We start from the raw sequence: 23,000 nt of genomic DNA on the forward strand, positions 1-23,000 counted from the left end.
GCTGCAAGCCGAAAGCCGCCGCGCGGCTCAGACGGCCAGGCGCTTGCGGCCCTTGGCGCGGCGGGCGTTGATCACGGCGCGGCCGCCGCGGGTCTTCATGCGGACCAGGAAGCCGTGGGTGCGGGCGCGGCGCACTTTGGAGGGTTGGTAGGTGCGTTTCATGGTTCTGTACTTTCCGAGGAACCCGCGATTATCCCCGATTCGGCCCACCCCAGCAAGAAACCGGGCTTGCGTCAAGCTGCAACCGCCGGCCCGGCAATAGCGGAAACCCGGTGTGGATAACGCCTTGAGAACTTACAATGGGGCGTTTGCACGCATGACAACTATCCACAAGAGGCGGCAACCAGATGAGTGAGGGGTTCAGCGACAGCCTGGCCGCCGGCGGGGCGCTCAACCCGGGCGGCAGCCTGTGGCAGGCGTGCATCGAGCAACTGGCCCAGGAGCTGCCCGAGCAGCAGTTCAACACCTGGATCAAGCCGCTGGCCGCCAAGGTTTCCGACGATTTTTCCAAGGTCACGTTGTTCGTGGCCAACCGCTTCAAGCTCGACTGGGTGCGGGCGCAGTACGCCGGCCGCATCGCCGCCACGCTGGAGAAGATCTACGGCCAGCCGGTGCTGCTCGAGTTAGCGCTCGCTCAGCGCGAAAGTCACGCCAGGACTTACGCGGCGCCCGCCGCGCCGGAGATTCCGCCGGCCAACGAGCCGGCCGACTTGGCCGAGGACAACGCCGACACGGCGCCCGGCGCCTTCAAGAACCGGCTCAACACGGCGCTGACCTTCGACACGCTGGTCGAGGGCACGGCCAACCGCATGGCCCGGGCCGCCGCCATGCACGTGGCCGGCATGCCGGGGCAGCTCTACAACCCGCTCTTCATCTACGGCGGTGTCGGGCTGGGCAAGACCCACCTGGTGCATGCGGTGGGCAACAAACTGCTGGCCGACCGGCCGGGCAGCAAAGTTCTCTACATCCACGCCGAACAGTTCGTGAGCGATGTGGTCAAGGCGTACCAGCGCAAGACCTTCGACGAGTTCAAGGAGCGCTACCACAGCCTGGACCTGCTGCTCATCGACGACGTGCAGTTCTTCGCCAACAAGGACCGCACGCAGGAGGAGTTCTTCAACGCCTTCGAGGCCCTGCTGGCCAAGAAAAGCCACATCGTGATGACGTCGGACACCTACCCCAAGGGGCTGGCCGACATCCACGAGCGGCTGGTCTCGCGCTTCGACTCCGGGCTGACGGTGGCCATCGAGCCGCCCGAGCTGGAGATGCGCGTGGCCATCCTGATCAACAAGGCCCGCGCCGAGAGCGCCGAGATGCCGGAGGAGGTGGCGTTCTTCGTTGCCAAGAACGTGCGCTCCAACGTGCGCGAGCTCGAAGGCGCGCTGCGCAAGATCCTGGCCTATTCGCGCTTCAACCAGAAGGAGATCTCGATCCAGCTGGCGCGCGAGGCGCTGCGCGACCTGCTGTCGATCCAGAACCGGCAGATCAGCGTGGAGAACATTCAGAAGACGGTGGCCGACTACTACAAGATCAAGGTCGCCGACATGTATTCGAAAAAGCGCCCGGCCTCGATCGCCCGCCCGCGCCAGATCGCCATGTACCTGGCCAAGGAGCTGACGCAAAAGAGCCTGCCCGAGATCGGTGAGCTGTTCGGCGGGCGCGACCACACCACGGTGCTGCACGCGGTGCGGAAGATCGCGCAGGAGCGGCAGAACGTGACCGAGTTGAACCAGCAGCTGCACGTGCTGGAACAGACGCTCAAGGGCTGATGGTGGGAATCACCCAGGACTTCGTCATTGCGGGCGCGTCGCGCCGGCCCGGAGGCCGGCTCGAGCCCCGCAGGACAGGGTCTCCCGGGCCGCGCAAGTGCCTGATGAAAAAGGGGAAAATGGCGTTTGTCCACAAGGACGCCGGCCCTTGTTTCGCGAAGACGACCTTTAACCAAAGAAATACCAAGAGGAAGAGAGGGAACGCATGATCGTCCTGAAGGCCCCCCAGGAGAAGGTGCTCTCGGTGCTGCAGTCGGTGGCTGGCATCGTGGAGCGGCGGCACACGCTGCCGATCCTGGCCAACGTGCTGATCCGCAAGTCGGGCGGCCAGGTGCAGCTGACGACCAGCGACCTCGAGATCCAGATCCGCACCACGGCCGACGTGGGCGGCGACGCCGGCAACTTCACCACCACGGTGGGCGCGCGCAAGCTGATCGACATCCTGCGCACCATGCCGTCCGACCAGACCGTGAGCCTGGAGTCGAGCCAGAACAAGCTGCTGCTCAAGGGCGGCAAGAGCCGCTTCACGCTGCAGACGCTGCCGGCGGAGGACTTCCCGCTGGTGCAGGAGGCCGCCAGCTTCGGCCCCGCGTTCAGCGTGCCGCAAAAGACGCTCAAGGCCCTGCTGGCGCAGGTGAGCTTCGCGATGGCGGTGCACGACATCCGCTACTACCTCAACGGCATCCTGTTCGTGGCCGAGGGCAAGCAGCTGTCGCTGGTGGCCACCGACGGCCACCGGCTGGCGTTCGCCAGCGCCACGCTCGACGTCGAGGTGCCGCGCCAGGAGGTGATCCTGCCGCGCAAGACCGTGCTGGAGATGCAGCGCCTGCTGTCCGACGCCGAAGGCGCCATCGAGATGCAGTTCGCCAGCAACCAGGCCAAGTTCTCGTTCGGCGGCATGGAGTTCGTCACCAAGCTGGTCGAGGGCAAGTTCCCCGACTACAACCGCGTCATCCCCAAGAACCACAAGAACTCGGTCACCCTGGGCCGCGTGCCGCTGCTGGCCAGCCTGCAGCGCACCGCCATCCTGACCAGCGAGAAGTTCAAGGGCGTGCGCCTGAACATCGAGCCGGGCACGCTGCGCGTGGCCAGCAACAACGCCGAGCAGGAAGAGGCGGTGGACGAGCTGGACATCGACTACGGCGGCGACGCCATCGAGATCGGCTTCAACGTCACCTACCTGATCGACGCGCTGGCCAACATGAGCCAGGAGATGGTGAAGATGGAGCTGGCCGACAGCAACAGCTCGGCCCTCATCACCAACCCGGAAGACGCCAACTTCAAGTACGTGGTGATGCCGATGCGCATCTGACGATCCTGTCATGCCGGGCTCGACCCGGCACCCAGTCCCGCGGCTTGATCGAGTCAGGACTGGATGGCGGGTCAAGCCCGCGATGACAGGCAGCCGGGTCGACCCCCGCATGACACGGCCAGAGCAGGAACGAGGACCCGCCATTCCAGGCGGGTTCCGTCCTTCAAGAGATAGAGAGAAGTGTCCGAATGTCTGATCAAAACAATGTGAACACCGGTCCCGCAGGCGAGGACAGTTCCAACTACCAGCCCGCGATCGACACCAACCAGGCCGGCGCCACCGCCGCCTACGGCGAGTCGTCGATCCAGATCCTGGAAGGCCTGGAAGCGGTGCGCAAGCGCCCCGGCATGTACATCGGCGACACGTCGGACGGCACGGGCCTGCACCACCTGGTGTTCGAGGTGGTCGACAACTCCATCGACGAGGCGCTGGCCGGCCACTGCGACGACATCGTGGTGACCATCCACACCGACAACTCCATCAGCGTGGTGGACAACGGCCGCGGCATTCCCACCGGCATCAAGATGGACGACAAGCACGAGCCCAAGCGCTCGGCCGCCGAGATCGCCCTGACCGAGCTGCACGCGGGCGGCAAGTTCAACCAGAACAGCTACAAGGTCTCGGGCGGCCTGCACGGCGTGGGCGTGAGCTGCGTCAACGCGCTGTCCAAGATGCTGCGCCTGACGGTGCGCCGCGAGGGCAAGGTGCACGTGCTGGAATTCAGCAAGGGCGTGGTGCAGAACCGCATGCTGGAGCAGCGCGAAGGCGTGGACGTCAGCCCGATGCAGGTGCTGGGCGACACCGACAAGCGCGGCACCGAGGTGCACTTCCTGCCCGACACCGAGATCTTCCGCGAGAACAGTGACTTCCACTACGAGATCCTGTCCAAGCGGCTGCGCGAGCTCTCGTTCCTGAACAACGGCGTCAACATCAAGCTGGTGGACGAGCGCTCGGGCAAGAGCGACGACTTCTCCGGCGCCGGCGGCGTCAAGGGCTTCGTCGACTTCATCAACAAGGGCAAGACGGTCCTGCACCCGAACGTGTTCCACGCGATGGGCGACCGCCAGAGCGACCAGAACACCAACATCGGTGTCGAAGTCGCGATGCAGTGGAACAGCGGCTACAACGAGCAGGTGCTGTGCTTCACCAACAACATCCCGCAGCGTGACGGCGGCACCCACCTGACCGGCCTGCGCGCGGCGATGACGCGGGTGATCAACAAGTACATCGAAGAGAACGAGCTGGCCAAGAAGGCCAAGGTCGAAGTCACCGGCGACGACATGCGCGAGGGCCTGACCTGCGTGCTGTCGGTCAAGGTGCCCGAGCCCAAGTTCTCCAGCCAGACCAAGGACAAGCTGGTGTCCAGCGAAGTGCGCGGCCCGGTGGAAGACGTGGTGGCCCGCACGCTGAACGACTACCTGCAGGAGCGCCCCAACGACGCCAAGATCATCGTCGGCAAGATCATCGAGGCCGCGCGTGCCCGCGAAGCCGCGCGCAAGGCCCGCGAGATGACGCGCCGCAAGGGCGTGCTCGACGGCATGGGGCTGCCTGGCAAGCTGGCCGACTGCCAGGAGAAGGACCCGGCGATGTGCGAGATCTACATCGTCGAGGGCGACTCCGCCGGCGGCAGCGCCAAGCAGGGGCGCGACCGGAAGTTCCAGGCCATCCTGCCGCTGCGCGGCAAGATCCTGAACGTGGAGAAGGCGCGCTACGAGAAGCTGCTGACCAGCAACGAGATCCTGACGCTGATCACCGCGCTGGGCACCGGCATCGGCAAGGCGGGCACCGCCAATTCGAACGGCAAGGGCGACACCGACGACTTCAACGTCGCCAAGCTGCGCTACCACCGCATCATCATCATGACCGACGCCGACGTGGACGGCGCGCACATCCGCACGCTGCTGCTGACGTTCTTCTACCGCCAGATGCCCGAGCTGGTGGAGCGCGGCCACATCTACATCGCGCAGCCGCCGCTGTACAAGGTCAAGGCCGGCAAGGAGGAGCTGTACCTGAAGGACGGCACCGAGCTCGACGCCTTCCTGCTGCGCATCGCCCTGAACGGCGCCAGCGTGCACACCGGCGGCGACACGCCCACCACCATCAGCGGCGAGACGCTGGCCGAGCTGGCGCGCAAGCACCAGGTGGCCGAGCACGTGATCCAGCGCCTGTCGGGCTTCATGGACGCCGAGGCGCTGCGCGCCGTGGCCGACGGCGTGCGCCTGAACCTGGACACCGTGGCCGAGGCCGAAGCCTCGGCGCTGGCGCTGCAGGCCAAGCTGCACGAGATCGACCGCGCCACCAACGCGGCGCCGGCCGAAGTGGCCGGCGAGTTCGACGCCCGCACCGACAAGCCCATCCTGCGCATCAGCCGCCGCCACCACGGCAACGTGAAGTCGAGCGTCATCACGCAGGACTTCGTGCACGGCGCCGACTACAAGGCGCTGGCCGAGGCCGCCGACACCTTCCGCGGCCTGCTGCACGAGGGCGCGCGCGTCACCCGCGGCGAGGGCGAGCGCGCGAAGGAAGAAAAGGTCGGCGACTTCCGCCAAGCCATGCGCTGGCTGATCGGCGAGGCCGAACGCGCCACCGCCCGCCAGCGTTACAAGGGCCTGGGCGAGATGAACCCCGAGCAGCTGTGGGAAACCACCATGGACCCGAACGTGCGGCGCCTGCTACGCGTGCAGATCGAGGACGCGATCGAAGCGGACAAGGTGTTCACGATGCTGATGGGGGATGAGGTGGAGCCGCGGAGGGACTTCATTGAGACGAATGCGCTGAGGGCGGCAAATATTGACGTCTAACGACTCCGGCGGACGCCCGCGGGCGTGTTCGCGACCTTAAATCGGTCGAACTCTGAAGGAAGCAACTTTAGGAGGTTCTCGATCGGCGGATCGTCGAGGTCGTAGGTCAGATCAAACTGGTTCAATACTGCGACCAGCCTGCGTGGGCCTCCGTCGTCCTTTGCTGATGCTCCGGTTTTAAGCCGGTCCATTTTTTCGTCGTAGTAGAGCTTGTAAGCCAAAGCCACAACCGTCTTACTCTCCACGTAGCGCTGCGTCGCCGCGATCTGCATCTGCGGGTCAGTTCGGATGGCAACCGGCGCTGCGCTCTTGGAGCCTGGCGTGAGCAAGACCTTGCTCGCCGCGCCATGCACAGAGACCAGATGCCACGCGCTTCGGACGATGTGGCGATAGTAGCGCTGATAGCTGTATGTCTTTGAGAGGACGTACGCGGCCACCTCGCTTGGTGAGCGCTGTCCGTCTTTGCGTGGGCAAACCAAGTCCCAGAAAAACAGAGTTACCCAGTTCCACAAGCGATGGTCATGGGAGATCGTCGAACGCTCGACCCCCGCCAGTTGCGCGTTTAGGTAGACACCAAGTTCGTAAGCCGAATCAAAGGGCCGGCCGAGAGGTTCTTGTTCAATCACGGCAGAAAACGAAGCTGCCTCACTGAACTCTGGATCGGTCAGGAGCCCGGCCACGTCTAGTGTGTCCGGGTCCGATTTGAGCTCCTCTACATACTTCTGGAATGCCTCGACGCCCGCGGCGGTCAAAACTCTGATCTCAGTCGCCATACACAGCCTCCGGTTCTGTCGCCACGAGCGCTCTCGAAGCGAACTGGTACTTATCGGTAAAAGCCGCCACAGCGTCCTTGATGAACTTCTCCATCGCCTCGTCATCTTCGTTCACGTCTTCAGGAACGGGGGTGCCCAGCACTTGGAGGAAGGTCATCCAGTATGGAATCCACTCCAGCTCTTCATGTTGGCTATTCAGCAGCTGCCTCAGAACCTTGCGAAATGCCTCGGTCAGGACCGCTCCTCCCAGAACCGGGTCTTTACTTATCTTGTAGGCGAGGTCGTGAATCCTGATGTTGACCAGCAGGTATGGTCGATCGCTGCTGGCTTCGCTGACATCCCAGATTTGCTCGCCCAGCCACTCCGGCTTTGCAGGCAACAGCGGTTTACGTCCAGGCTCATCTCCAGGGACGTAGGGCTCGTTAGCGGGCAGCCGATCACCGGAGGCCAGAAGCCGACCAAGGACTCCTGTTTCGTCGATCACTTTCACGCGGAACAGGATTTCCCCCCCTTTATCGATGTCTGCAAGCGAAGTATTCGCAGGCGGAGTGATGCTTCCGATGCTCCCGAAGCTGAATCTCAACCCGCTTGTGCGGCAATACGGCTCGACGACGACCTTGGCGCTATCCGGCAAGCCAAGTGTTGATAGGCCCGCTAGATTTGCGGTAAATGAGAGCGGGACACCCTCGACCGTTCGCTGAATGTCGAAGGTCGCCATGTGGCGCGTGATTCGCTGTCGGCCGGTGGAATTGATAGTCCTTTTCACGACTACTCCTTGCTGACATCAATCTCGATGTCGCGCTCTGTATCGAAGCCGTCCACGTCTACTCTAAAGTCGGGCTCGGCTGCAGTGATCTGAATCGCGTTAGCGGTAACTGGCCCGCATTCCGCCCCCGTCGCGTGATGTTGAGGCGCGCCCGCGGAGGTGAAATCGAAATCTTGGCGCTTGTGTTTTTTGAACGGATCACCGCGGAACACTCCGTAGGCGGCTCGCACGTTCAAGGTCAAAGGAAGCGTCATGTCTTTCCGGCCGGTTCCGCTAACGGTGAAGCCCCCCTTTCTCGCCGTCACTTTGAAATCGGTTGGCTGTGGTGGAGGTGGGGGCGGCGGAGGTGGGGGAGGCGGCGGCGGTGGCGGGGGGGTGCCCTTCGGCTTCTTCTTGGATGGATTCGGGTCCGGGATGGAAAAGAAGTCAGCAAAGACGTCCTCGTCTACCTTTGCGTCTGCTTCGGCGACGACGGCGTAGATCTCGTTGAGAACACGTCTGATCGCCGCAACCGTTGGTGCAGGCCTCTTCCAGCCATCAGTGAGCTTCTTTGCTGAGGCGACCCACCTCGTGTGTGCGGGGTTCTCAGCGTCCCCAAGAAACTCGCGAATGGGTTGATCCATCGCGAGCAGCGCGGCAAAGGCGCGGCGACCGCTGAAGAACCGAGCCTCCCCAGGTATCGTGATGCTGCCTCTCACGAACAGCGCGGCGCCACTTGCCTCCGGCGGCGCCTTTTGGAGAAAGACGTCTATGTGCGTCTGGTCCGTTTTCCCTGTCTTGCGCGTGATTGCTAGGGGAGCTCGAACTGAGATCAGTTTTCCTTCGGAGTACTCGGTCTTAAGCTGCGCTTGAATCTCTTCCTTGAGCCCTGCCATTGCCCCATCGCTCGCCCACGAATTTGCCAAGGCGACTGCGGGCGTTTGGTCCTTGATACCTCGAATGAACGAAATAAGAGCCCCGTCCGCGAGCTCCTTGCCGCCGTACAACTTCGCCATCTCGTCAAAAGACTTTTCGTTGATGACTTTCCCGTCGATTTCGACGACAAGCCTGCCCGTGAGTATCGGGAAGAAGTAGTTTCGAATCACGTGCGGCAGCAGAAGTTCTGGCTCGAGACCTTCATTGACGCACACAACGGCGATAGAGAGTCCTGGCTCGTCCTTGCGTGTGAAACCAATCGCCTCTGCCACCTTGTCAACCATCTGGGGGTCGACTTCTGGCAACTGGAATCCATCGTCCGCCGGCACCGCAAAGAAGATGTGAGGTGCGTAATCAACCTCACCGATTTGGTGATTGTTGAGAATTGCCTGACCCATCAGAACTCGTTGCCTCGTTGGGTCATCGTGGCGTACTGTCAGGCCGAAGAACGTCCCGATCTGCGAGGCACTGGAATAAACAAGCTTGCCTAGCCCCCATCTGCCTCCCGCTCCGCCGCCTTTGTGGGAGAGCCCAAATCGCCGCCAGAAATCTGAGAAGTTGAGACGGTCCTTAGCGTCCAATCTCCCGAGAAGTCCCGTCGTCCCGAAATCCTCGATGATGAGGATCCGCGGGCTGCTCAAGTTGACTGCTGATACGTCGATCTTCGAAGCCTCCAGATGAGGCCTGAGCGGCTTGAAAAGTGAACTCCAGAGCTCAGCGTGCGCCGGCTTGGCTTGTGTGAACGCGATTCGAGTGCGGACGGGACCTGTCGAACCCTTGACCGCGCCATCCAGAGAGTTCTGGTGTGGCTCTCGAACTAAGGTCTCAGCAAGCGCGAAGTCCTCAGTGTTGAACTGATCGCGCTGTGTGATGCCTTGGTCGACTTCGTCGCGCTTAACTACTCGCGCCATGCACTTCATGTCGTCCTCTCAGAGTGTTTGTGGCTCGCCAACCTTCGCGTGGCGCACTGGCCCGACTGCGGTTAGCAACCTCATAGCTTGAACAGCGTCTCGTCTGTTGACCCCTCGCCGCGGAAGCGATGCTTGAGGTCGTCCACCTCACGCTGGAGTGCTCGGAGGATCTTCTTGGTGTCGTCTTCGGAATACTCATAGGCCGATCTGTTCGCAAGGTTGCCGATCAGCCTTAGGTCCTTGATGGCCCGAGTCACCCTATTGGTCGCAAGTTCGACGAACTTTGCGCGTCTGTCTCTTGCCATGGTCGTACACTCCGCAAATATTCGCGAAATATACGCCGCGGGTGGGGACCGTTACAACTGTGATTAAATCCAGCACTGGCAAGTGCAGCCATGCCTGACATCGTTGATTCAGACACCCGCAGTCGACTGATGAGTGGGATCCGTTCCGCGAACACTCGTCCCGAGCGAAAGGTACGAGGGGCTTTGCATCGGCTGGGCTTCAGATTCAGACTCGACGGAGCGGGGCTTCCTGGCCGGCCGGACATCGTGCTGCCACGGTGGCATACAGCAGTTTTCGTGCACGGATGCTTTTGGCACATGCACGGCTGCCGCTTCTCGAAGATGCCGAACACGAACCGAGCGTTCTGGGAGGGGAAACTTGGAGCCAATGCCGATCGCGATGTCGTAGTCCTAATGTCACTGCTCAGCGCCGGTTGGAGAGTCGCCGTTGTATGGGAGTGCGCTACGCGTGATGTTTCCGAGCATTTCACAGCTCAGATGCAAGCGTTGGGTTCGTGGATCAGAAATGCGACTGACCCCCGGCTAGTGTTAGAGCTGGAAACCGGTAAGACAGATACATGAACGTCATCGATCTTTTCGCGGGCCCAGGCGGGCTTGGTGAGGGCTTTTCATCCGCATTCGATGGCAGCACCTTCAACATCGTTGTTTCCGCAGAGATGGATCCCGGGGCCCATGCAACATTGACCCTCCGTAGCTTCTTCAGAGCGGCAAGAAGAAGCGGTGACAGGGGCGCGCTGGACGCGTACTACGAGTTCTGCAACTCGGGAAAGACAGACTTGCGTACGGCCTGCCCAAGTTTGTGGGCACTTGCTGAAAACGAGGCAAGGCAGCTCACATTGGGGGAAGTCGCCTCTGACGCCGAACTAGATCGCGTACTCGCTCGATCGAAGCTGGACCCGGACTCGACGGTTCTGATTGGCGGCCCACCGTGCCAAGCCTATTCGCTGGTAGGTCGAGCCAGAAACAAGGGCACATCCAGCTACGTGGCTGAAGACGACCGGAGACACTTTCTTTATCGCGAATACTTGCGCATCGTCGCGAAAGTTAAGCCAGCCGCTTTCGTTATGGAGAACGTGAAAGGCATCTTGTCGTCTCAAGTTGGTGGCAAGCGCGTCTTCTCAGACATTCTCAAAGATCTCTCAAGCCCAACTTACGCACTAACTGGCCGGCGCGGGGTACGTTACGTCATCCATTCACTCGCGGAGCCGACAGCATTCATTAGTGGGATGGACCCTGACGATGTCGACGCGCGTGATTTCATTATCCGAGCGGAGCAGCATGGCATACCGCAAACACGACATCGAGTGATTCTTTTGGGCGTGCGAGAAGACATCGAGCCACCACTCAGCTTAGGGCTGGGCCGTTCTGCAAAGGCCGTACCCGTGCGCGAAGCGATAGAGGATCTACCTAGGCTGCGCAGCAGGCTAAGCACTGAGGACAGTTCGACTAAGTGGACTGAGACGGTCCGTGGTCATGCACATTTGCTGGCTAATGCTTGTGAGCCGCGCCGAAAGCAATTGGCAGAGCGCCTTCGAGCTACTGCTGGTCAGATCTCTGAAAAGCTGTCGACTGGTCACCTAAGATTTGACCGACTGCCCGGACCGAGAGCTGGCGGTCAGTTCGGCCGTTGGGTCGGAGACGAGCGTCTTTCTGTATGGCTCAATCATGAAGCGCGGGCGCATATGGCCAGTGACCTCGGGCGCTATCTATACGCCGCGGCATTTACAGAGTGCTATCACTTCCCGCCGAAGGGCCATAGAGACTTCGATCTTCCGTCCCTGGTTCCGGCTCACAAGAACTGGACCACAGGTAAATTTGCCGACAGGTTCCGCGTCCAGTACTACGACGAGCCAAGTACAACAGTAACGAGCCATATCTCAAAGGATGGTCACTATTTCATCCATCCTGATCCGACTCAGTGCCGGAGCCTCACAGTTAGGGAAGCGGCACGCCTGCAAACGTTCCCGGACAACTACTTCTTTCAGGGGACAAAGACTCAGCAGTATCACCAAGTTGGAAATGCAGTACCTCCACTGCTCGCACTTCAGATTGCGGAAGTCGTCGGAGGGGTACTGGGCAGTTCAAAAGCTGTCGACGTTCACAAACTGCGAGCGGCGTAGCTGCGGCGCTTTCTTGCCTGAGATGGCGGTAGCACTTGCGGCCTGTCGCGCGTTTGCTGCGCACCACGACGAGCTCAGTCCTTCTCGGTGGGCGAAGGCTCGCGAAGTCCACAGCCGGTTCGCAGACGCAAAGGTGGCCAGACAGGTTCCGGAGGTTATAGAAACCGCTCCAACAACTTCCGCGAATGTCGGTCCAGTCCAGAACGGCTCGCAACCCGGAAGTTGATTCCCTCTGCGCTCGCAATCAACAGCGCCCCGTCCCCCAGCCGCCGAATATCCTCTTCGCCCTTCAGTACGAACTGCGTCGGCCCACGAACCGTCACCACGCTCCACGTGCTCGGCGTCGAAAAGCTGGACACCGCCTCGATCCGCAGCACCGTCGGCACGAACTCGCGCCCCGCCAATTCCACTTCGATCAAGGCGCGGACCTCATCAGCGAGCAATCCGAGCTGATCCACCCAAGCCACCTCCCGCCCCTCCCCACTCACCAGCGACACGCCTTCTTCAGGCGCAGCCAGCGGAAACGCCCGCACCGGCACCACGCCCTCATGCACCGTGCCATCGGCCAGCGTCAGCACCAGCCGCCCGAAGGCATTGCGTTCGAGTTGAAAAGCCATCGTCATTGCCCCGCCGGATGCGCCGCATGCACCGGCACCGCAAGCTGCAGTTGGTCTTCCTCGTCCACCTGCCGCGCCTGCGCCTCATAGAGCCGCCAGTACGCACCTTGCCGCGCGATCAGCTCGTCGTGCGGCCCGACCTCGACCACCCGGCCGCGGTCCATCACCACCAGCCGGTCGGCCTTGCGCAGCGTGGACAGGCGGTGCGCGATGGCGATCGTGGTGCGGCCCTGCACCAGGTTGTCCAGCGCCTTCTGGATCTCCTTTTCCGTTTCCGTGTCGACGCTGGACGTGGCCTCGTCCAGGATCAGGATGCGCGGGTCGATCAGCAGCGCGCGGGCGATCGAGATGCGCTGGCGCTCGCCACCCGACAGGCCCTGGCCGCGTTCGCCGACCATGGAGTCGTAGCCCAGGGGCAGGCGCAGGATGAACTCGTGCGCGTGCGCGGCGCGCGCGGCGGCCACGATCTCGGCGCGGGTCGCGTCGGGGCGGCCGTAGGCGATGTTCTCGGCGATGGTGCCGAAGAACAGGAAGGGCTCCTGCAGCACCAGGCCGATGTGGCGCCGGTAGTCGGCCACGCCGAAGCGCCGGATGTCGGTGTCGTCGACCTTGATCGCGCCGTCGCTCACGTCGTAGAAGCGGCAGATCAGGTTGACCAGCGTGCTCTTGCCCGATCCGCTGTGGCCCACCAGGCCGATCATCTCGCCGGGGCGGATCGACAGGTCGAGGTCGCGGATCACGCTGCGGTTGCCGTAGCGGAATCCCAAGCCGTTCATGTCGATCGCACCCGAAAGCGACTCAATCTTCACCGGCTGCGCCGGCTCGGGCACGTTGGACACGTGGTCCAGGATGTCGAAGATGCGCTTGGCGCCGGCGGCCGCCTTCTGCGTGACCGAGACGATGCGGCTCATCGAGTCCAGCCGCGTGTAGAAGCGTCCGATGTAGGCGATGAAGGCGGTCAGCACGCCCACCGTGATCTCGTTCCTGCTCACCAGCCAGATGCCGAAGGCCCAGACCACCAGCAGGCCCACGTCGGTCAGCAGCGACACCGTGGGCGAGAACAGGCTCCATGTCTTGTTCAACTTGTCGTTGACGTCCAGGTTGGCCTGGTTGGCTTCGCGGAAGCGCTGCGCCTCGCGCCGCTCCTGCGCGAAGGCCTTGACCACGCGGATGCCGGGGATGGTGTCGGCCAGCACGCTGGTCACGTCGCCCCACACCCGGTCGATCTTCTCGAAGCCCGTGCGCAGCCGGTCGCGCACGGCGTGGATCATCCAGGCGATGAAGGGCAGCGGCAGCAGCGTCGCCAGCGCCAGCCAGGGATTGATCGAGAACAGGATCGCCGCGGTCATGGCGAACATCAGGACATCGGTGGCGAAGTCCAGGGCGTGCAACGACAGGAAGACCGAGATGCGGTCGGTCTCGGAGCCGATGCGCGCCACCAGGTCGCCGGTGCGCTTGCCGCCGAAGTAGTCCAGCGACAGCTGCAGCAGGTGCTCGAAGGCCGTGGTGCGCAGGTCGGCCGCGATGCGCTCGGACACCAGGGCCAGCAGCCAGGTGCGCGCCCAGCCCAGGCCCCACGCCAGCAGCGCCGACCCGAGCAGGCCGGCCAGCAACAGCAGCACGTAGTGCGCGTCGATGCGCTGGCCGTTCTGGAACGGGATCAGCACCTTGTCCATCAGCGGGATGGTCAGGTAGGGCGGCACCAGCGTCGCGGCGGTGGAGGCGAGCGTCAGGCCGAAGCCGATCGCGAGCTGCTTGCGGTACGGGCGGGCGAAACGGGCCAGGCGCAGCAACACCCACGTGGACGGAGGGCGGGTGTCCTCGTCGGCTTCGTCGTCGTCGGCGGGTTCCTCCGCCGGGGCGGGCGCGCCCGATTGCAGGCGCTCGAAGCGGGCGACGAAGGCCAGCACCGCGCGCTGCTGCGCCAGCGTGAAGCGCCACAACTCGACACGCCCTGTGCGATCCAGCAACTCCAGTGTGCCAATTCCCGCATGGTCGCCGTGGCGCAGCACCATGCCGTCAGCGAGTTGCCAGTCGGCCCAGCGACCATTCGCCCAAGCTAGCAGCCGCCTCTCGGTCAGCGCCAGCGCGCCGGTGTTGAAGTGCATCGCCGCGTCGATGTCAACCTCCAGGGTCGCCAGGACGTTCTCGTTGCTGTCGAGTTCCGTGTCGAGCGCCTTGCGCCAGTCCGGGCCCGGCACTGCGGCGGCCGGAGAAGTAGATTGCATGCGACGGTGGTAAGAAAACACTGGGCTCGTGCCCTGGTTGGGACGCGGATTTTCGCCCAAGCCGGCACCTGCCCATGACCAAGAAGAACGACATTCGACTGCTGCGCGTCAAGTACCTGCGCGGCCCCAACCTGTGGACCTACCGGCCGGTGCTCGAAACCTGGCTGGACCTCGGCGAGCTGGAAGACTGGCCGTCGAACAAGCTCCCCGGTTTCAACGAGCGGCTCACCACGCTGCTGCCGGCGCTGGTCGAACACCACTGCGGCGTCGGCGAGCGCGGCGGCTTCCTGCAGCGCCTGCAGGATGGCACCTGGGCCGGCCACGTGCTGGAACACGTGGTGATCGAGCTGCTGAACCTGGCGGGCATGCCCACCGGCTTCGGCCAGACGCGCAGCACCTCGCAGCGCGGCGTGTACCGCATGGTGTTCCGCGCCCGCGACGAGCAGGTCGCGCGCAGCGCGCTGGCGCAGGGCCACCGGCTGGTGATGGCGGCCATCAACGACGATTCCTTCGACGTGGCTGACGCCGTCGCCAGGATTCGCGAGCAGGTCGACGACTCGTACCTCGGCCCCAGCACCGCCGCCATCGTCGCCGCGGCCACCGACCGGCGCATCCCGCACATCCGCCTGAACGACGGCAACCTGGTGCAGCTGGGGCACGGAGCGCGCCAGCGCCGCATCTGGACCGCCGAGACCGACCGCACCAGCGCCATCGCGCAGGGCATCGCCCGCGACAAGGACCTGACCAAGCGCCTGATCGCCGGCTGCGGCGTGCCGGTGCCGGAGGGCCGCGCCGTCGCGACGCCGGCCGAGGCCTGGGAAGCCGCGCAGGACATCGGGCTGCCGGTGGTCGTCAAGCCCAGCGACGGCAACCACGGCCGCGGCGTGATGCTCGACCTGCGCACGCACGCGGACGTCGAAACCGCCTTCGCGGTGGCCGCGCGCCATGGCAGCGAGGTCCTGGTCGAACGCTCCATCCCCGGCGACGAGCACCGGCTGCTGGTGATCGGCGGCAAGGTGGTGGCGGCCGCGCGCGGCGAGGCTGCCTGGGTCACCGCCGACGGCCGTTCCACGGTGCGCCAGGTGGTCGATGCGCAGATCAACAGCGACCCGCGCCGCGGCACCAGCGAAGACCACCCGCTGAACCGCCTGGTGCTGGAGGAAGACGAAGCCATCCTCGGCGACCTGGCGCGGCAAGGCCTCGCGCCCGATGCCGTGCCCGAGGCCGGACGCAAAGTGCTGATCCAGCGCAATGGCAATGTCGCCATCGACTGCACCGACCAGGTCCACCCGGAAGTCGAACACGTGGTCGCCCTGGCCGCGCGCATCGTCGGCCTGGACATCGCCGGCATCGACCTGGTCGCGCAGGACATCTCCCGCCCGCTGCACGAGCAGGGCGGCGCCATCGTCGAAGTCAATGCCGGCCCCGGCCTGCTCGCGCACCTGAAGCCCGCGGTGGGCAAGCCGCGCCCGGTGGGCCGGGCCATCGTCGACGCGCTGTTTCCCGAGGACAGCGGTACCACGCACGCCGGCCGCATCCCCATCATCGGCATCGCCGGCACGCGCGGCACCACCCGCATCGCGCGGCTGGTCGCCTGGCTCGCCCAGCTGCGCGGCCTGCGGGTGGGCCTGGCCTGCGCCGACGGCCTGTTCCTCGACCGCCGCTTGCTGGCGCGCGGCGACGCCCGCCGCTGGGACTTGGCGCATCGGCTGCTGGTCAACCGCAACGTGCAGGCGGCCGTGTTCGAGAACGACGCCCGCTGCGTGCTGCGCGACGGCCTGGCCTACGACCGCTGCACGGTCGGCGTGGTCACCGACCTGGCCGGCGCCGAGGCGCTGGCCGAGTTCGACGTGCAATCGCCCGAGCAGATGGCCAAGGTGCTGCGCACGCAGGTCGACGTGGTGCTGGACGACGGCGTCGCGGTGCTGAACGCGGCCGACGAGCGCGTCGCCGCGCTCGGCGCCCTGTGCGACGGCGAGGTCATCCTCTATGCGGCCGACCCGCGCACGCCTGCTCTGCTCGCGCATCGCGGCAGCGGCGCGCGCGGCGGCCGGGCGGCCTGGCTGCAGGACGGCCGCCTGGTGCTGGCCACCGGCAGCAGCGAGACCCGGCTCGCGCCGCTGTCGCCGGCGGCGCGCGGCGACATGGACGACGACACCCTGCTCGCCGTGGTCGCCGCCGCCTGGGCGCTGGACATCCCGCCCGACCTGATCGCCGCCGGCCTCGAGACCTTCGACGCCCACAACGCCGCCGCCTGAGCCCGCCATGGAAATCTCCCGCATCCGCGCGCTGCGCGGCCCCAACCTGTGGAGCCGCCACACGTCCATCGAGGCCGTCGTGTCGTGCGCCGAAGACGAAACCTCGGTCACCGACTGCCCCGGCTTCGAGGCACGCCTGCGCAAGCTCTTTCCGGGCATCGGCGCCTTGCCCGCCAGCGGCCCGGTGTCGCTGGCCCATGTGCTCGAGGCCGCGGCACTGGCGCTGCAGGAAGAGGCCGGCTGCCCGGTGAGCTTCAGCCGCACCCAGGCCACGGTGGAACCACGCGTCTACCAGGTCGTCGTCGAATACAGCGAGGAGGCGGTGGGCCGCCTGGCCTTCGAGCTCGCGCAGCAGCTGGTCGCGGCCACGCTGGACCCGCAGGCCGCCTTCGACATCGACGCCGCGATCGCCCGCCTGCGCGAGGCCGACGAGGACGTGCGCCTGGGCCCGAGCACGGGCTCCATCGTGCAGGCCGCGGCGGCACGCGGCATTCCGTGGCGGCGCCTGACCGACGGCAGCCTGGTGCAGTTCGGCTGGGGCAGGCACCAGCGGCGCATCTGGGCCGCCGAGGTCGACCAGACCAGCGCCGTGTCGGAGTCCATCGCCCAGGACAAGGACCTGACCAAGCAGTTGCTGCGCGCCGTCGGCGTGCCGGTGCCCATCGGCCGGCCGGTGGCCGACGAGGCCGATGCCTGGGCCGCCGCGTTGGAGGTGGGCCTGCCGGTGGTGGTGAAGCCCCGGGACGGCAACCAGGGCAAGGGCATCACCGTCAACGTCACCACGCGCGAAGGCATTGCGCTGGCCTACAAGGCCGCCGCCGAGATCGGCGACGTGATGGTCGAGAAATTCCTTCCCGGCAGCGACTACCGGCTGCTGGTGGTCGGCGACCAGCTGGTGGCCGCGGCGCGGCGCGAACCGCCGCTGGTGGTGGGCGACGGCGAGCACACGATCGCGGAGCTGGTCGCCAAGGTCAACGCCGACCCGCGTCGCGGCGATGGCCACGCGACGTCACTGACCAAGATCCGCATCGACGACATCGCCATCGCGCTGCTCGCCGAGCAGGGCCTCACGACCGCCAGCGTGCCGGCGCGCGGCCAGCGGGTGCGGATGCGCCACAACGCGAACCTGTCCACCGGCGGCACCGCCACCGACGTCACCGACGACGTGCACCCCGAGGTGGCCGAACGCGCGATCGCGGCGGCGCAGATGGTGGGCCTGCACGTGTGCGGCGTCGACATGGTGTGCGAGAGCGTGCTCAAGCCGCTGGAGGAGCAGGGCGGCGGCATCGTCGAGGTCAACGCGGCGCCGGGCCTGCGCATGCACTTGTCTCCCTCCTACGGCAAGGCGCGCAACGTCGGCGAGGCCATCGTCAACCACCTGTTCGAACCTGGCCACGACGGCCGCATCCCGGTGGTCACCGTGACCGGCACCAACGGCAAGACGACCACCGCGCGCCTGGTCGCGCACCTGTTCGCCAGCAGCGGGCTCAAGGTCGGCCTGACCAACACCGACGGCGTCTACGTCGACGGCCGGCAGATCGACTCCGGCGACTGCAGCGGCCCGAAGAGCGCGCGCAGCGTGCTGATGCACCCCGACGTCGAGGCGGCGGTGTTCGAGACCGCGCGCGGCGGCATCCTGCGCGAAGGCCTGGGCTTCGACCACTGCCAGGTCGCGGTGGTCACCAACGTGGGCGCCGGCGACCACCTGGGGCTGAACTACATCACCACGGTGGAGGACCTGGCCGTCCTCAAGCGCGTGATCGTGCAGAACGTCACGCCCAAGGAGGGCTACGCGGTGCTGAACGCCGCCGATCCCATCGTCGCCGCGATGGCGCACACCTGTCCCGGCAAGGTGATCTTCTTCGCCGCCGACCGCCACCACGCCGTCCTGACCGCGCACCGCGCGCAGGGCGGGCGCATGGTCTACGTCGATCCCGCGCTGGACGGCGGCTCGGTGGTCGCCGCCGAGGGCAACTGGCGCCGGCACGTGCGGCTGGCCGACATCCCGATCACCCGCAACGGCACCATCGGCTTCCAGGTGGAGAACGTGATGGCTGCCGTCGGCGCGGCCTGGGGCGCGGGCCTGGCGTGGGACACCATCCGCAGCGGGCTGGCGACCTTCGTCAACGACGCGCACACCGTGCCCGGCCGCTTCAACGTGATGGACTACAAGGGCGCGACCGTGATCGCCGACTACGGGCACAACCCCGACGCGATGCGCGCGCTGGTGGCGGCGGTGGATGCGATGCCGGCCAGGCGCCGCTCGGTGGTGATCAGCGGCGCCGGCGACCGCCGCGACCAGGACATCCGCGACCAGACCGTCATCCTGGGCGCCGCCTTCGACGACGTGCTGCTGTACCAGGACGCGGCCCAGCGCGGGCGTGCCGACGGCGAGGTGATGGCGCTGCTGCGCGAGGGGCTGCAGGGCGCGAGCCGCACCACGCACGTCGAGGAGATCCGCGGCGAATTCGCCGCGATCGACGCGGCGCTCGCGCGGCTGCAGCCCGGGGACCTGTGCCTGGTGCTCGTGGACCAGGTGGACGAGGCGCTGGCCCACCTGGCCCGGCGGGTGGCGGGCGGCTGAGCGGGCTGGCGCGGCGGCCGCGGCGCCGCGCCAGCGTGTGGCGCGCATTCGATCGCGATCCGTACACGATCCGTAAGCCCCGCGCCCGTACGCTCGATCGCTTGAGAGCACCCCTGGCAAGGCCTTCCTGATCGGAAGCGACCACGCCGACCGCAGGAGACACCACCCATGTCCAGATCCCTTCCCGTCCTCGGGCTTTCCGCACTGTTGCTGGCGGCCTGCTCGTCGGCGCCGATCGACCCGAAGCACGCCGCCGACCGCGACGACGCCTACATCCCGACCGGCAGCAACATCCCGCGCCGCGACCGGCGGCCGGAGGCGCCCACGCGCGTGGGCCAGAGCGAGCCGGCCACGCAGGGCGCCGGCAAGAGCACGCCCTGACCCACCGCCGGCGGGCGGCCACCGCAAGCGGCGCGACCGCGTTCGGGAACATACCGACCAAGGTCGTCATGCGGTAGGGAGGTTCTCGGGACTGCGGCGCATCAGCCGCGCTGCGGCCGGGCACCAGCCGTTATGCTCGAGCTGGTGACCTCCATCGCCGTCATCGACTTCGAAACCACCGGCCTGTCGCCCACCATGGGTGACCGCGCCACCGAGGTCGCCATCGTGATGCTCGAAGGCGACCGCGTGGTCGACCGCTTCCAGAGCCTGATGAACGCCGGCGTGCGCATCCCGGCCTTCATCGAGGCCTACACCGGCATCACCAACGCCATGATCGCCACCGCGCCGCCGGCCGAGGCCGTGATGGCCGACGCGGCGCGCTTCGTTGGCGACGCGCCGATGGTGGCGCACAACGCCTCGTTCGACCGCCGCTTCTGGGAGTTCGAGCTGGAACGCGCCGGCCAGCGCGCCCACCATCCGTTCGCCTGCACGCTGCTGCTGTCGCGCCGGCTGTATCCGCAGGCGCCCAACCACAAGCTGGGGTCGCTGGCCGCGTTCCACGCGCTGCCGTCCTCCGGCCGCGCGCACCGCGCGATGGCCGACGCGGAGGTGGCCGCGGCGCTGCTCGGGCAGATCCGGCACGACCTGCGGCGCCAGTACGGCGTGGGCGAGTGCCGCCACGACCTGCTGCTCAAGGTGCAGCGCAGCGCGCGCAACGCCGTGCCGCGCGTCATCGAGAAGTACCTGCAGGCGGCCGCCACGCCGCCGGCTGCGGCGCACTGAGCCGCGGCCTCAGCCGCGCGTGCCGCGCTTGTGCGTGCGGCCCGGGCCGGTCTTGTCGCCCGCAGTCTTGCCGCCACCCGGCCGCTCGCGCCCGTTGCCACGCGCGCCGGCGCGTTCGGCGGCGGGCTTGTGGAACAGCGCCCGCAGTTCGTCCTTGGCCGCCTCCAGCCGCTTCTTCTGGGTCGCCTGCAGCTGGTCGCCGGCGCGGTTGATGTAGAAGGTCAGCATCGACATCGCCGAGCGGTACGGGTCGCTCTTGCGCCGCTCGCTGTGCTCGGCCGAGTCCTTCAGCGAGGCGGCGATCGCCTTCGGGTCCTTGAGCTTGAACACGCCTTCGCGCAGGTCGAGCGCATCGCTGTGCTCGGTCACCTGCTGCGACCAGCGGTGCGACGGGGCAGGGGTCTTGCGGGTCGTGCGGGAGGTGGCCATGGGACGCTCCTTGGCCGCCGTGCCAGGCGGCATTGCCCTGCCACTCTAGGTCGCGCGCGGGCGCCTGGCTGTAGGAGCGCCGCGCGCCCTGGCGGCCGGCCCCGGGGCCCCGGCACCTGATCCGCAGCAGGCGTACACTGCCTCGCTTCCTCCGACCTTGCCGGTTCTCCTTCGTGCCCTGAACCGGCGCCCTTCGTGGCAAGGGTCGACCGCCAGCGCACTTCTCCGTTTCCGAGGTGCCCGCATGCGATCTTCCGCCACCGACCCGTCCGACACCGCGCGCCATCCGCTCGATGCGGCGGTGCACGAGGCCTTCGCGGCCTGGGACGCCTGCCACGAGGCCATCCTGCGCCTGCGCCCCGATTACGACGAGGCGCTGCGCCTGCACGAGCACCAGGGCGAGCCCCATCCGGTGGGCCTGCGCACCAGCCTGCGCGAGACGCAGGCCCAGTGCGACCAGCTGTTCTTCAGCTTCCTGCGCGCAGCCGAACTGCGCACGCGCGAGCGCTACATCTAGCGCCTGAGAGGCAGGGCGCTGTCGCGGGCCCGGACGTGCCTCTGGGCGCTGCCGGCATGCACCTGGCCATGGGCCGAGAATGCCCGATGCGTCCCGACCATCATCGGGCGCGAACCGACGAGGAGATGACCGATGGCGATCCTGCTGCTGGGGCTGGTGCTGTTCCTGGGCGTGCACTCCACGCGCATCGTGGCCGATGGCTGGCGCACCCGCATGCTGGGCCGGCTGGGCGAGAAGGGCTGGAAGGGGCTCTATTCCATCGTGTCGCTGGCCGGCTTCGCGCTGCTCGCGTGGGGCTACGGCCGCGCGCGCATCGACGCCCCCGTGCTGTGGACGCCGCCGCGCGGCATGAACCACCTGGCCGCGGCGCTGATGGTGGTGTCGTTCATCCTGCTCGCGGCCGCCTACGTGCCGCGCAACGGCCTCAAGGCGCGGCTGCACCACCCGATGCTGCTGGGCGTGAAGACCTGGGCGCTGGCGCACCTGCTGGCCAACGGCGGGCTGGCCGACGTGCTGCTGTTCGGCGCCTTCCTGCTCTGGGCGGTGGTCGATTTCCGCTCGGCGCGCCGGCGCGATCGGGCCAACCAGGTGGTCTATCCGCCGGGCACGATGGGCGGCACGGTCACTGCGGTCGTCGCCGGCGTGGCCGTGTGGGCCGTATTCGTGTTCTGGGCCCACGCTTGGCTGATCGGCGTGAGCCCGCTGGGGGTCTGAGCGCCGCGGGCAGCCTGCGCCTCTGCCGTCGACGGCCCGCACTTTCGCCTTTGTTGTCATGCCGGGCTCGACCCGGCATCCAGCGACGGTGGCTGTGCGAGCACCGGACTGGATTGCGGGTCGAGCCCGCAATGACAGGAACCCTCGCGTGCCTGACTGGCTGTCGTGTCGACCCGCCCTTCGCTTGTCATGCCGGGCTCGACCCGGCATCCAGCGGCGGTGGCTGTGCGAGCACCGGACTGGGTTGCGGGTCGAGCCCGCAATGACAGGAGCCTCGCGGCCCGGAACGGACCCCGCGCGCAGTTAGCCGCCGCCGTGTTGCGCCCGCTTGCAGCGCGACACAAGGGCACACGCGTGCCCGCCCTCGTCCGACACCGAGGCAGGACGTCGCGTTCGCACAATGGGCCGCACACCCTCTGCCTGGGCCCGCACCCACTGCCGGGCCAGAGGCCAGGCATCCCATCGGCACCCGGAGATTCCCACCATGACCAAGAAGCAGGACTTCATCCGCAACGAGCAGCGCCACATCCAGCACCCCGAGCAGGACGCCAGGCAGGCCGAGGCCGCCGACGAAGCCCAGCGCGGCGCGGCGCAGGCCGACCAGCAGCAGCCGCACACCGGCAAGGTGGAGAACGACCACAACAAGGCCGGGGCCAGCGAGCCGACGCAGAAGCACGAGAGCCGGCGCACGCCGGCCAGCCGCAGCGATCGCGAGGACCACCTGGGCGGCCACAACCAGAACGAAGCGCGCACCGGCGGCCACGGCACCGGCCGCACGCCGCGCGGCGCCGGCTGACGCGAATACCCGAGCCCGGGC

General features: G+C 66.4%; 20 protein-coding genes. 12 read left to right on the forward strand and 8 right to left on the reverse strand.

The window, feature by feature from the left end; all coding sequences use genetic code 11:
* Nucleotides 1-27: 27 nt before the first annotated feature.
* Complete coding sequence (gene rpmH / locus AC3ANR_RS01425) at nucleotides 28-162, reverse strand: 50S ribosomal protein L34 (RefSeq protein WP_027101598.1); 135 nt, start codon at nucleotides 160-162, stop codon at nucleotides 28-30.
* A 185-nt stretch (nucleotides 163-347) separates the two neighbouring features.
* Here rpmH and dnaA point away from each other — a divergent pair, with 185 nt between their 5' ends.
* The 3 genes from dnaA to gyrB all read left to right on the forward strand — a co-directional run bounded on the left by dnaA (nucleotide 348) and on the right by gyrB (nucleotide 5,882).
* Entirely contained in the window at nucleotides 348-1,769 is a 1,422-nt protein-coding gene (gene dnaA / locus AC3ANR_RS01430; RefSeq protein ID WP_488290094.1) for a chromosomal replication initiator protein DnaA, read from the forward strand.
* A gap of 205 nt (nucleotides 1,770-1,974) precedes the next feature.
* Nucleotides 1,975-3,081, forward strand: a complete 1,107-nt coding sequence (gene dnaN, locus AC3ANR_RS01435; protein ID WP_488290095.1) for a DNA polymerase III subunit beta — start codon at nucleotides 1,975-1,977, stop codon at nucleotides 3,079-3,081.
* Nucleotides 3,082-3,269: 188 nt separating this feature from the next.
* Nucleotides 3,270-5,882 carry a DNA topoisomerase (ATP-hydrolyzing) subunit B gene (gene gyrB, locus AC3ANR_RS01440; protein WP_488290096.1) on the forward strand — a complete coding sequence of 871 codons (2,613 nt, stop codon included), beginning with the start codon at nucleotides 3,270-3,272 and terminating at the stop codon, nucleotides 5,880-5,882.
* Here the strand turns inward: gyrB and AC3ANR_RS01445 are convergent.
* The 4 genes from AC3ANR_RS01445 to AC3ANR_RS01460 all read right to left on the reverse strand — a co-directional run bounded on the left by AC3ANR_RS01445 (nucleotide 5,879) and on the right by AC3ANR_RS01460 (nucleotide 9,552).
* Nucleotides 5,879-6,655 (reverse strand): hypothetical protein, encoded by a 777-nt coding sequence (locus tag AC3ANR_RS01445; protein WP_488290097.1) that lies wholly within the window; start codon nucleotides 6,653-6,655, stop codon nucleotides 5,879-5,881. The two genes, gyrB and AC3ANR_RS01445, sit on opposite strands and share 4 nt — an antisense overlap.
* A complete protein-coding gene (locus AC3ANR_RS01450) occupies nucleotides 6,645-7,373 on the reverse strand; it encodes a hypothetical protein (protein WP_488290098.1) in 729 nt (242 codons plus the stop codon). The genes AC3ANR_RS01445 and AC3ANR_RS01450 overlap by 11 nt, the downstream gene beginning before the upstream one ends.
* Nucleotides 7,374-7,423: 50 nt before the next feature.
* Nucleotides 7,424-9,256 (reverse strand): hypothetical protein, encoded by a 1,833-nt coding sequence (locus tag AC3ANR_RS01455; protein WP_488290099.1) that lies wholly within the window; start codon nucleotides 9,254-9,256, stop codon nucleotides 7,424-7,426.
* Between the two features lie 71 nt (nucleotides 9,257-9,327).
* Nucleotides 9,328-9,552, reverse strand: coding sequence for a hypothetical protein (locus AC3ANR_RS01460; protein ID WP_488290100.1), 225 nt, complete (start codon nucleotides 9,550-9,552; stop codon nucleotides 9,328-9,330).
* A 90-nt stretch (nucleotides 9,553-9,642) separates the two neighbouring features.
* Between AC3ANR_RS01460 and AC3ANR_RS01465 the strand changes: the two genes are divergently transcribed.
* On the forward strand, nucleotides 9,643-10,113 hold the full coding sequence (locus AC3ANR_RS01465) for a very short patch repair endonuclease (protein ID WP_488290101.1): 471 nt from the start codon (nucleotides 9,643-9,645) through the stop codon (nucleotides 10,111-10,113).
* Complete coding sequence (locus AC3ANR_RS01470; protein ID WP_488290102.1) at nucleotides 10,110-11,672, forward strand: DNA cytosine methyltransferase; 1,563 nt, start codon at nucleotides 10,110-10,112, stop codon at nucleotides 11,670-11,672. The genes AC3ANR_RS01465 and AC3ANR_RS01470 overlap by 4 nt, the downstream gene beginning before the upstream one ends.
* Nucleotides 11,673-11,827: 155 nt before the next feature.
* Here the strand turns inward: AC3ANR_RS01470 and AC3ANR_RS01475 are convergent, their stop codons facing one another.
* Together AC3ANR_RS01475 and AC3ANR_RS01480 are read right to left on the reverse strand one after the other, a co-directional pair.
* Entirely contained in the window at nucleotides 11,828-12,295 is a 468-nt protein-coding gene (locus AC3ANR_RS01475) for a cyanophycin metabolism-associated DUF1854 family protein (RefSeq protein WP_488290103.1), read from the reverse strand.
* A complete protein-coding gene (locus tag AC3ANR_RS01480) occupies nucleotides 12,292-14,517 on the reverse strand; it encodes a cyanophycin metabolism-associated ABC transporter (protein WP_488290104.1) in 2,226 nt (741 codons plus the stop codon). The genes AC3ANR_RS01475 and AC3ANR_RS01480 overlap by 4 nt, the downstream gene beginning before the upstream one ends.
* A gap of 74 nt (nucleotides 14,518-14,591) precedes the next feature.
* On the opposite strand from AC3ANR_RS01480, the gene AC3ANR_RS01485 reads away from it, so the two are divergent.
* From AC3ANR_RS01485 to AC3ANR_RS01500, 4 genes are all read left to right on the forward strand, one after another.
* Nucleotides 14,592-16,775, forward strand: coding sequence for a cyanophycin synthetase (locus AC3ANR_RS01485; protein ID WP_488290105.1), 2,184 nt, complete (start codon nucleotides 14,592-14,594; stop codon nucleotides 16,773-16,775).
* Nucleotides 16,776-16,782: 7 nt separating this feature from the next.
* Nucleotides 16,783-19,359, forward strand: coding sequence for a cyanophycin synthetase (gene cphA, locus AC3ANR_RS01490; RefSeq protein ID WP_488290106.1), 2,577 nt, complete (start codon nucleotides 16,783-16,785; stop codon nucleotides 19,357-19,359).
* Between the two features lie 168 nt (nucleotides 19,360-19,527).
* Nucleotides 19,528-19,740: a hypothetical protein gene (locus AC3ANR_RS01495; RefSeq protein WP_488290107.1), complete on the forward strand. Its 213-nt coding sequence runs from the start codon at nucleotides 19,528-19,530 to the stop codon at nucleotides 19,738-19,740.
* Nucleotides 19,741-19,884: 144 nt separating this feature from the next.
* Nucleotides 19,885-20,523 carry a 3'-5' exonuclease gene (locus AC3ANR_RS01500; protein WP_488290108.1) on the forward strand — a complete coding sequence of 213 codons (639 nt, stop codon included), beginning with the start codon at nucleotides 19,885-19,887 and terminating at the stop codon, nucleotides 20,521-20,523.
* A 9-nt stretch (nucleotides 20,524-20,532) separates the two neighbouring features.
* On the opposite strand, the gene AC3ANR_RS01505 is transcribed toward AC3ANR_RS01500, so the two are convergent.
* A complete protein-coding gene (locus AC3ANR_RS01505; RefSeq protein ID WP_488290109.1) occupies nucleotides 20,533-20,952 on the reverse strand; it encodes a DUF3175 domain-containing protein in 420 nt (139 codons plus the stop codon).
* A gap of 244 nt (nucleotides 20,953-21,196) precedes the next feature.
* Here AC3ANR_RS01505 and AC3ANR_RS01510 point away from each other — a divergent pair, with 244 nt between their 5' ends.
* From AC3ANR_RS01510 to AC3ANR_RS01520, 3 genes are all read left to right on the forward strand, one after another.
* On the forward strand, nucleotides 21,197-21,469 hold the full coding sequence (locus AC3ANR_RS01510) for a hypothetical protein (protein WP_488290110.1): 273 nt from the start codon (nucleotides 21,197-21,199) through the stop codon (nucleotides 21,467-21,469).
* Between the two features lie 132 nt (nucleotides 21,470-21,601).
* Complete coding sequence (locus tag AC3ANR_RS01515) at nucleotides 21,602-22,183, forward strand: NnrU family protein (protein WP_488290111.1); 582 nt, start codon at nucleotides 21,602-21,604, stop codon at nucleotides 22,181-22,183.
* Nucleotides 22,184-22,667: 484 nt separating this feature from the next.
* A complete protein-coding gene (locus AC3ANR_RS01520; protein ID WP_488290112.1) occupies nucleotides 22,668-22,979 on the forward strand; it encodes a hypothetical protein in 312 nt (103 codons plus the stop codon).
* The last annotated feature ends 21 nt before the right edge of the window (nucleotides 22,980-23,000 follow it).

The organism is Ramlibacter sp. JJN2-2R, from assembly GCF_057747835.1.

Excerpts from the sequence above, each read along its gene's own strand:
- AC3ANR_RS01495 (WP_488290107.1), top strand. The coding sequence starts at position 19,528 with ATGTCCAGATCCCTTCCCGTCCTCGGGCTTTCCGCACTGTTGCTGGCG.
- AC3ANR_RS01510 (WP_488290110.1), top strand. The coding sequence starts at position 21,197 with ATGCGATCTTCCGCCACCGACCCGTCCGACACCGCGCGCCATCCGCTC.
- AC3ANR_RS01445 (WP_488290097.1), bottom strand. The coding sequence starts at position 6,655 with ATGGCGACTGAGATCAGAGTTTTGACCGCCGCGGGCGTCGAGGCATTC.
- AC3ANR_RS01475 (WP_488290103.1), bottom strand. The coding sequence starts at position 12,295 with ATGACGATGGCTTTTCAACTCGAACGCAATGCCTTCGGGCGGCTGGTG.
- dnaA (WP_488290094.1), top strand. The coding sequence starts at position 348 with ATGAGTGAGGGGTTCAGCGACAGCCTGGCCGCCGGCGGGGCGCTCAAC.
- AC3ANR_RS01450 (WP_488290098.1), bottom strand. The coding sequence starts at position 7,373 with ATGGCGACCTTCGACATTCAGCGAACGGTCGAGGGTGTCCCGCTCTCA.
- gyrB (WP_488290096.1), top strand. The coding sequence starts at position 3,270 with ATGTCTGATCAAAACAATGTGAACACCGGTCCCGCAGGCGAGGACAGT.
- AC3ANR_RS01465 (WP_488290101.1), top strand. The coding sequence starts at position 9,643 with ATGCCTGACATCGTTGATTCAGACACCCGCAGTCGACTGATGAGTGGG.
- AC3ANR_RS01520 (WP_488290112.1), top strand. The coding sequence starts at position 22,668 with ATGACCAAGAAGCAGGACTTCATCCGCAACGAGCAGCGCCACATCCAG.
- dnaN (WP_488290095.1), top strand. The coding sequence starts at position 1,975 with ATGATCGTCCTGAAGGCCCCCCAGGAGAAGGTGCTCTCGGTGCTGCAG.
- AC3ANR_RS01460 (WP_488290100.1), bottom strand. The coding sequence starts at position 9,552 with ATGGCAAGAGACAGACGCGCAAAGTTCGTCGAACTTGCGACCAATAGG.
- AC3ANR_RS01455 (WP_488290099.1), bottom strand. The coding sequence starts at position 9,256 with ATGAAGTGCATGGCGCGAGTAGTTAAGCGCGACGAAGTCGACCAAGGC.
- cphA (WP_488290106.1), top strand. The coding sequence starts at position 16,783 with ATGGAAATCTCCCGCATCCGCGCGCTGCGCGGCCCCAACCTGTGGAGC.
- AC3ANR_RS01515 (WP_488290111.1), top strand. The coding sequence starts at position 21,602 with ATGGCGATCCTGCTGCTGGGGCTGGTGCTGTTCCTGGGCGTGCACTCC.
- AC3ANR_RS01485 (WP_488290105.1), top strand. The coding sequence starts at position 14,592 with ATGACCAAGAAGAACGACATTCGACTGCTGCGCGTCAAGTACCTGCGC.
- AC3ANR_RS01505 (WP_488290109.1), bottom strand. The coding sequence starts at position 20,952 with ATGGCCACCTCCCGCACGACCCGCAAGACCCCTGCCCCGTCGCACCGC.
- rpmH (WP_027101598.1), bottom strand. The coding sequence starts at position 162 with ATGAAACGCACCTACCAACCCTCCAAAGTGCGCCGCGCCCGCACCCAC.
- AC3ANR_RS01470 (WP_488290102.1), top strand. The coding sequence starts at position 10,110 with ATGAACGTCATCGATCTTTTCGCGGGCCCAGGCGGGCTTGGTGAGGGC.
- AC3ANR_RS01480 (WP_488290104.1), bottom strand. The coding sequence starts at position 14,517 with ATGCAATCTACTTCTCCGGCCGCCGCAGTGCCGGGCCCGGACTGGCGC.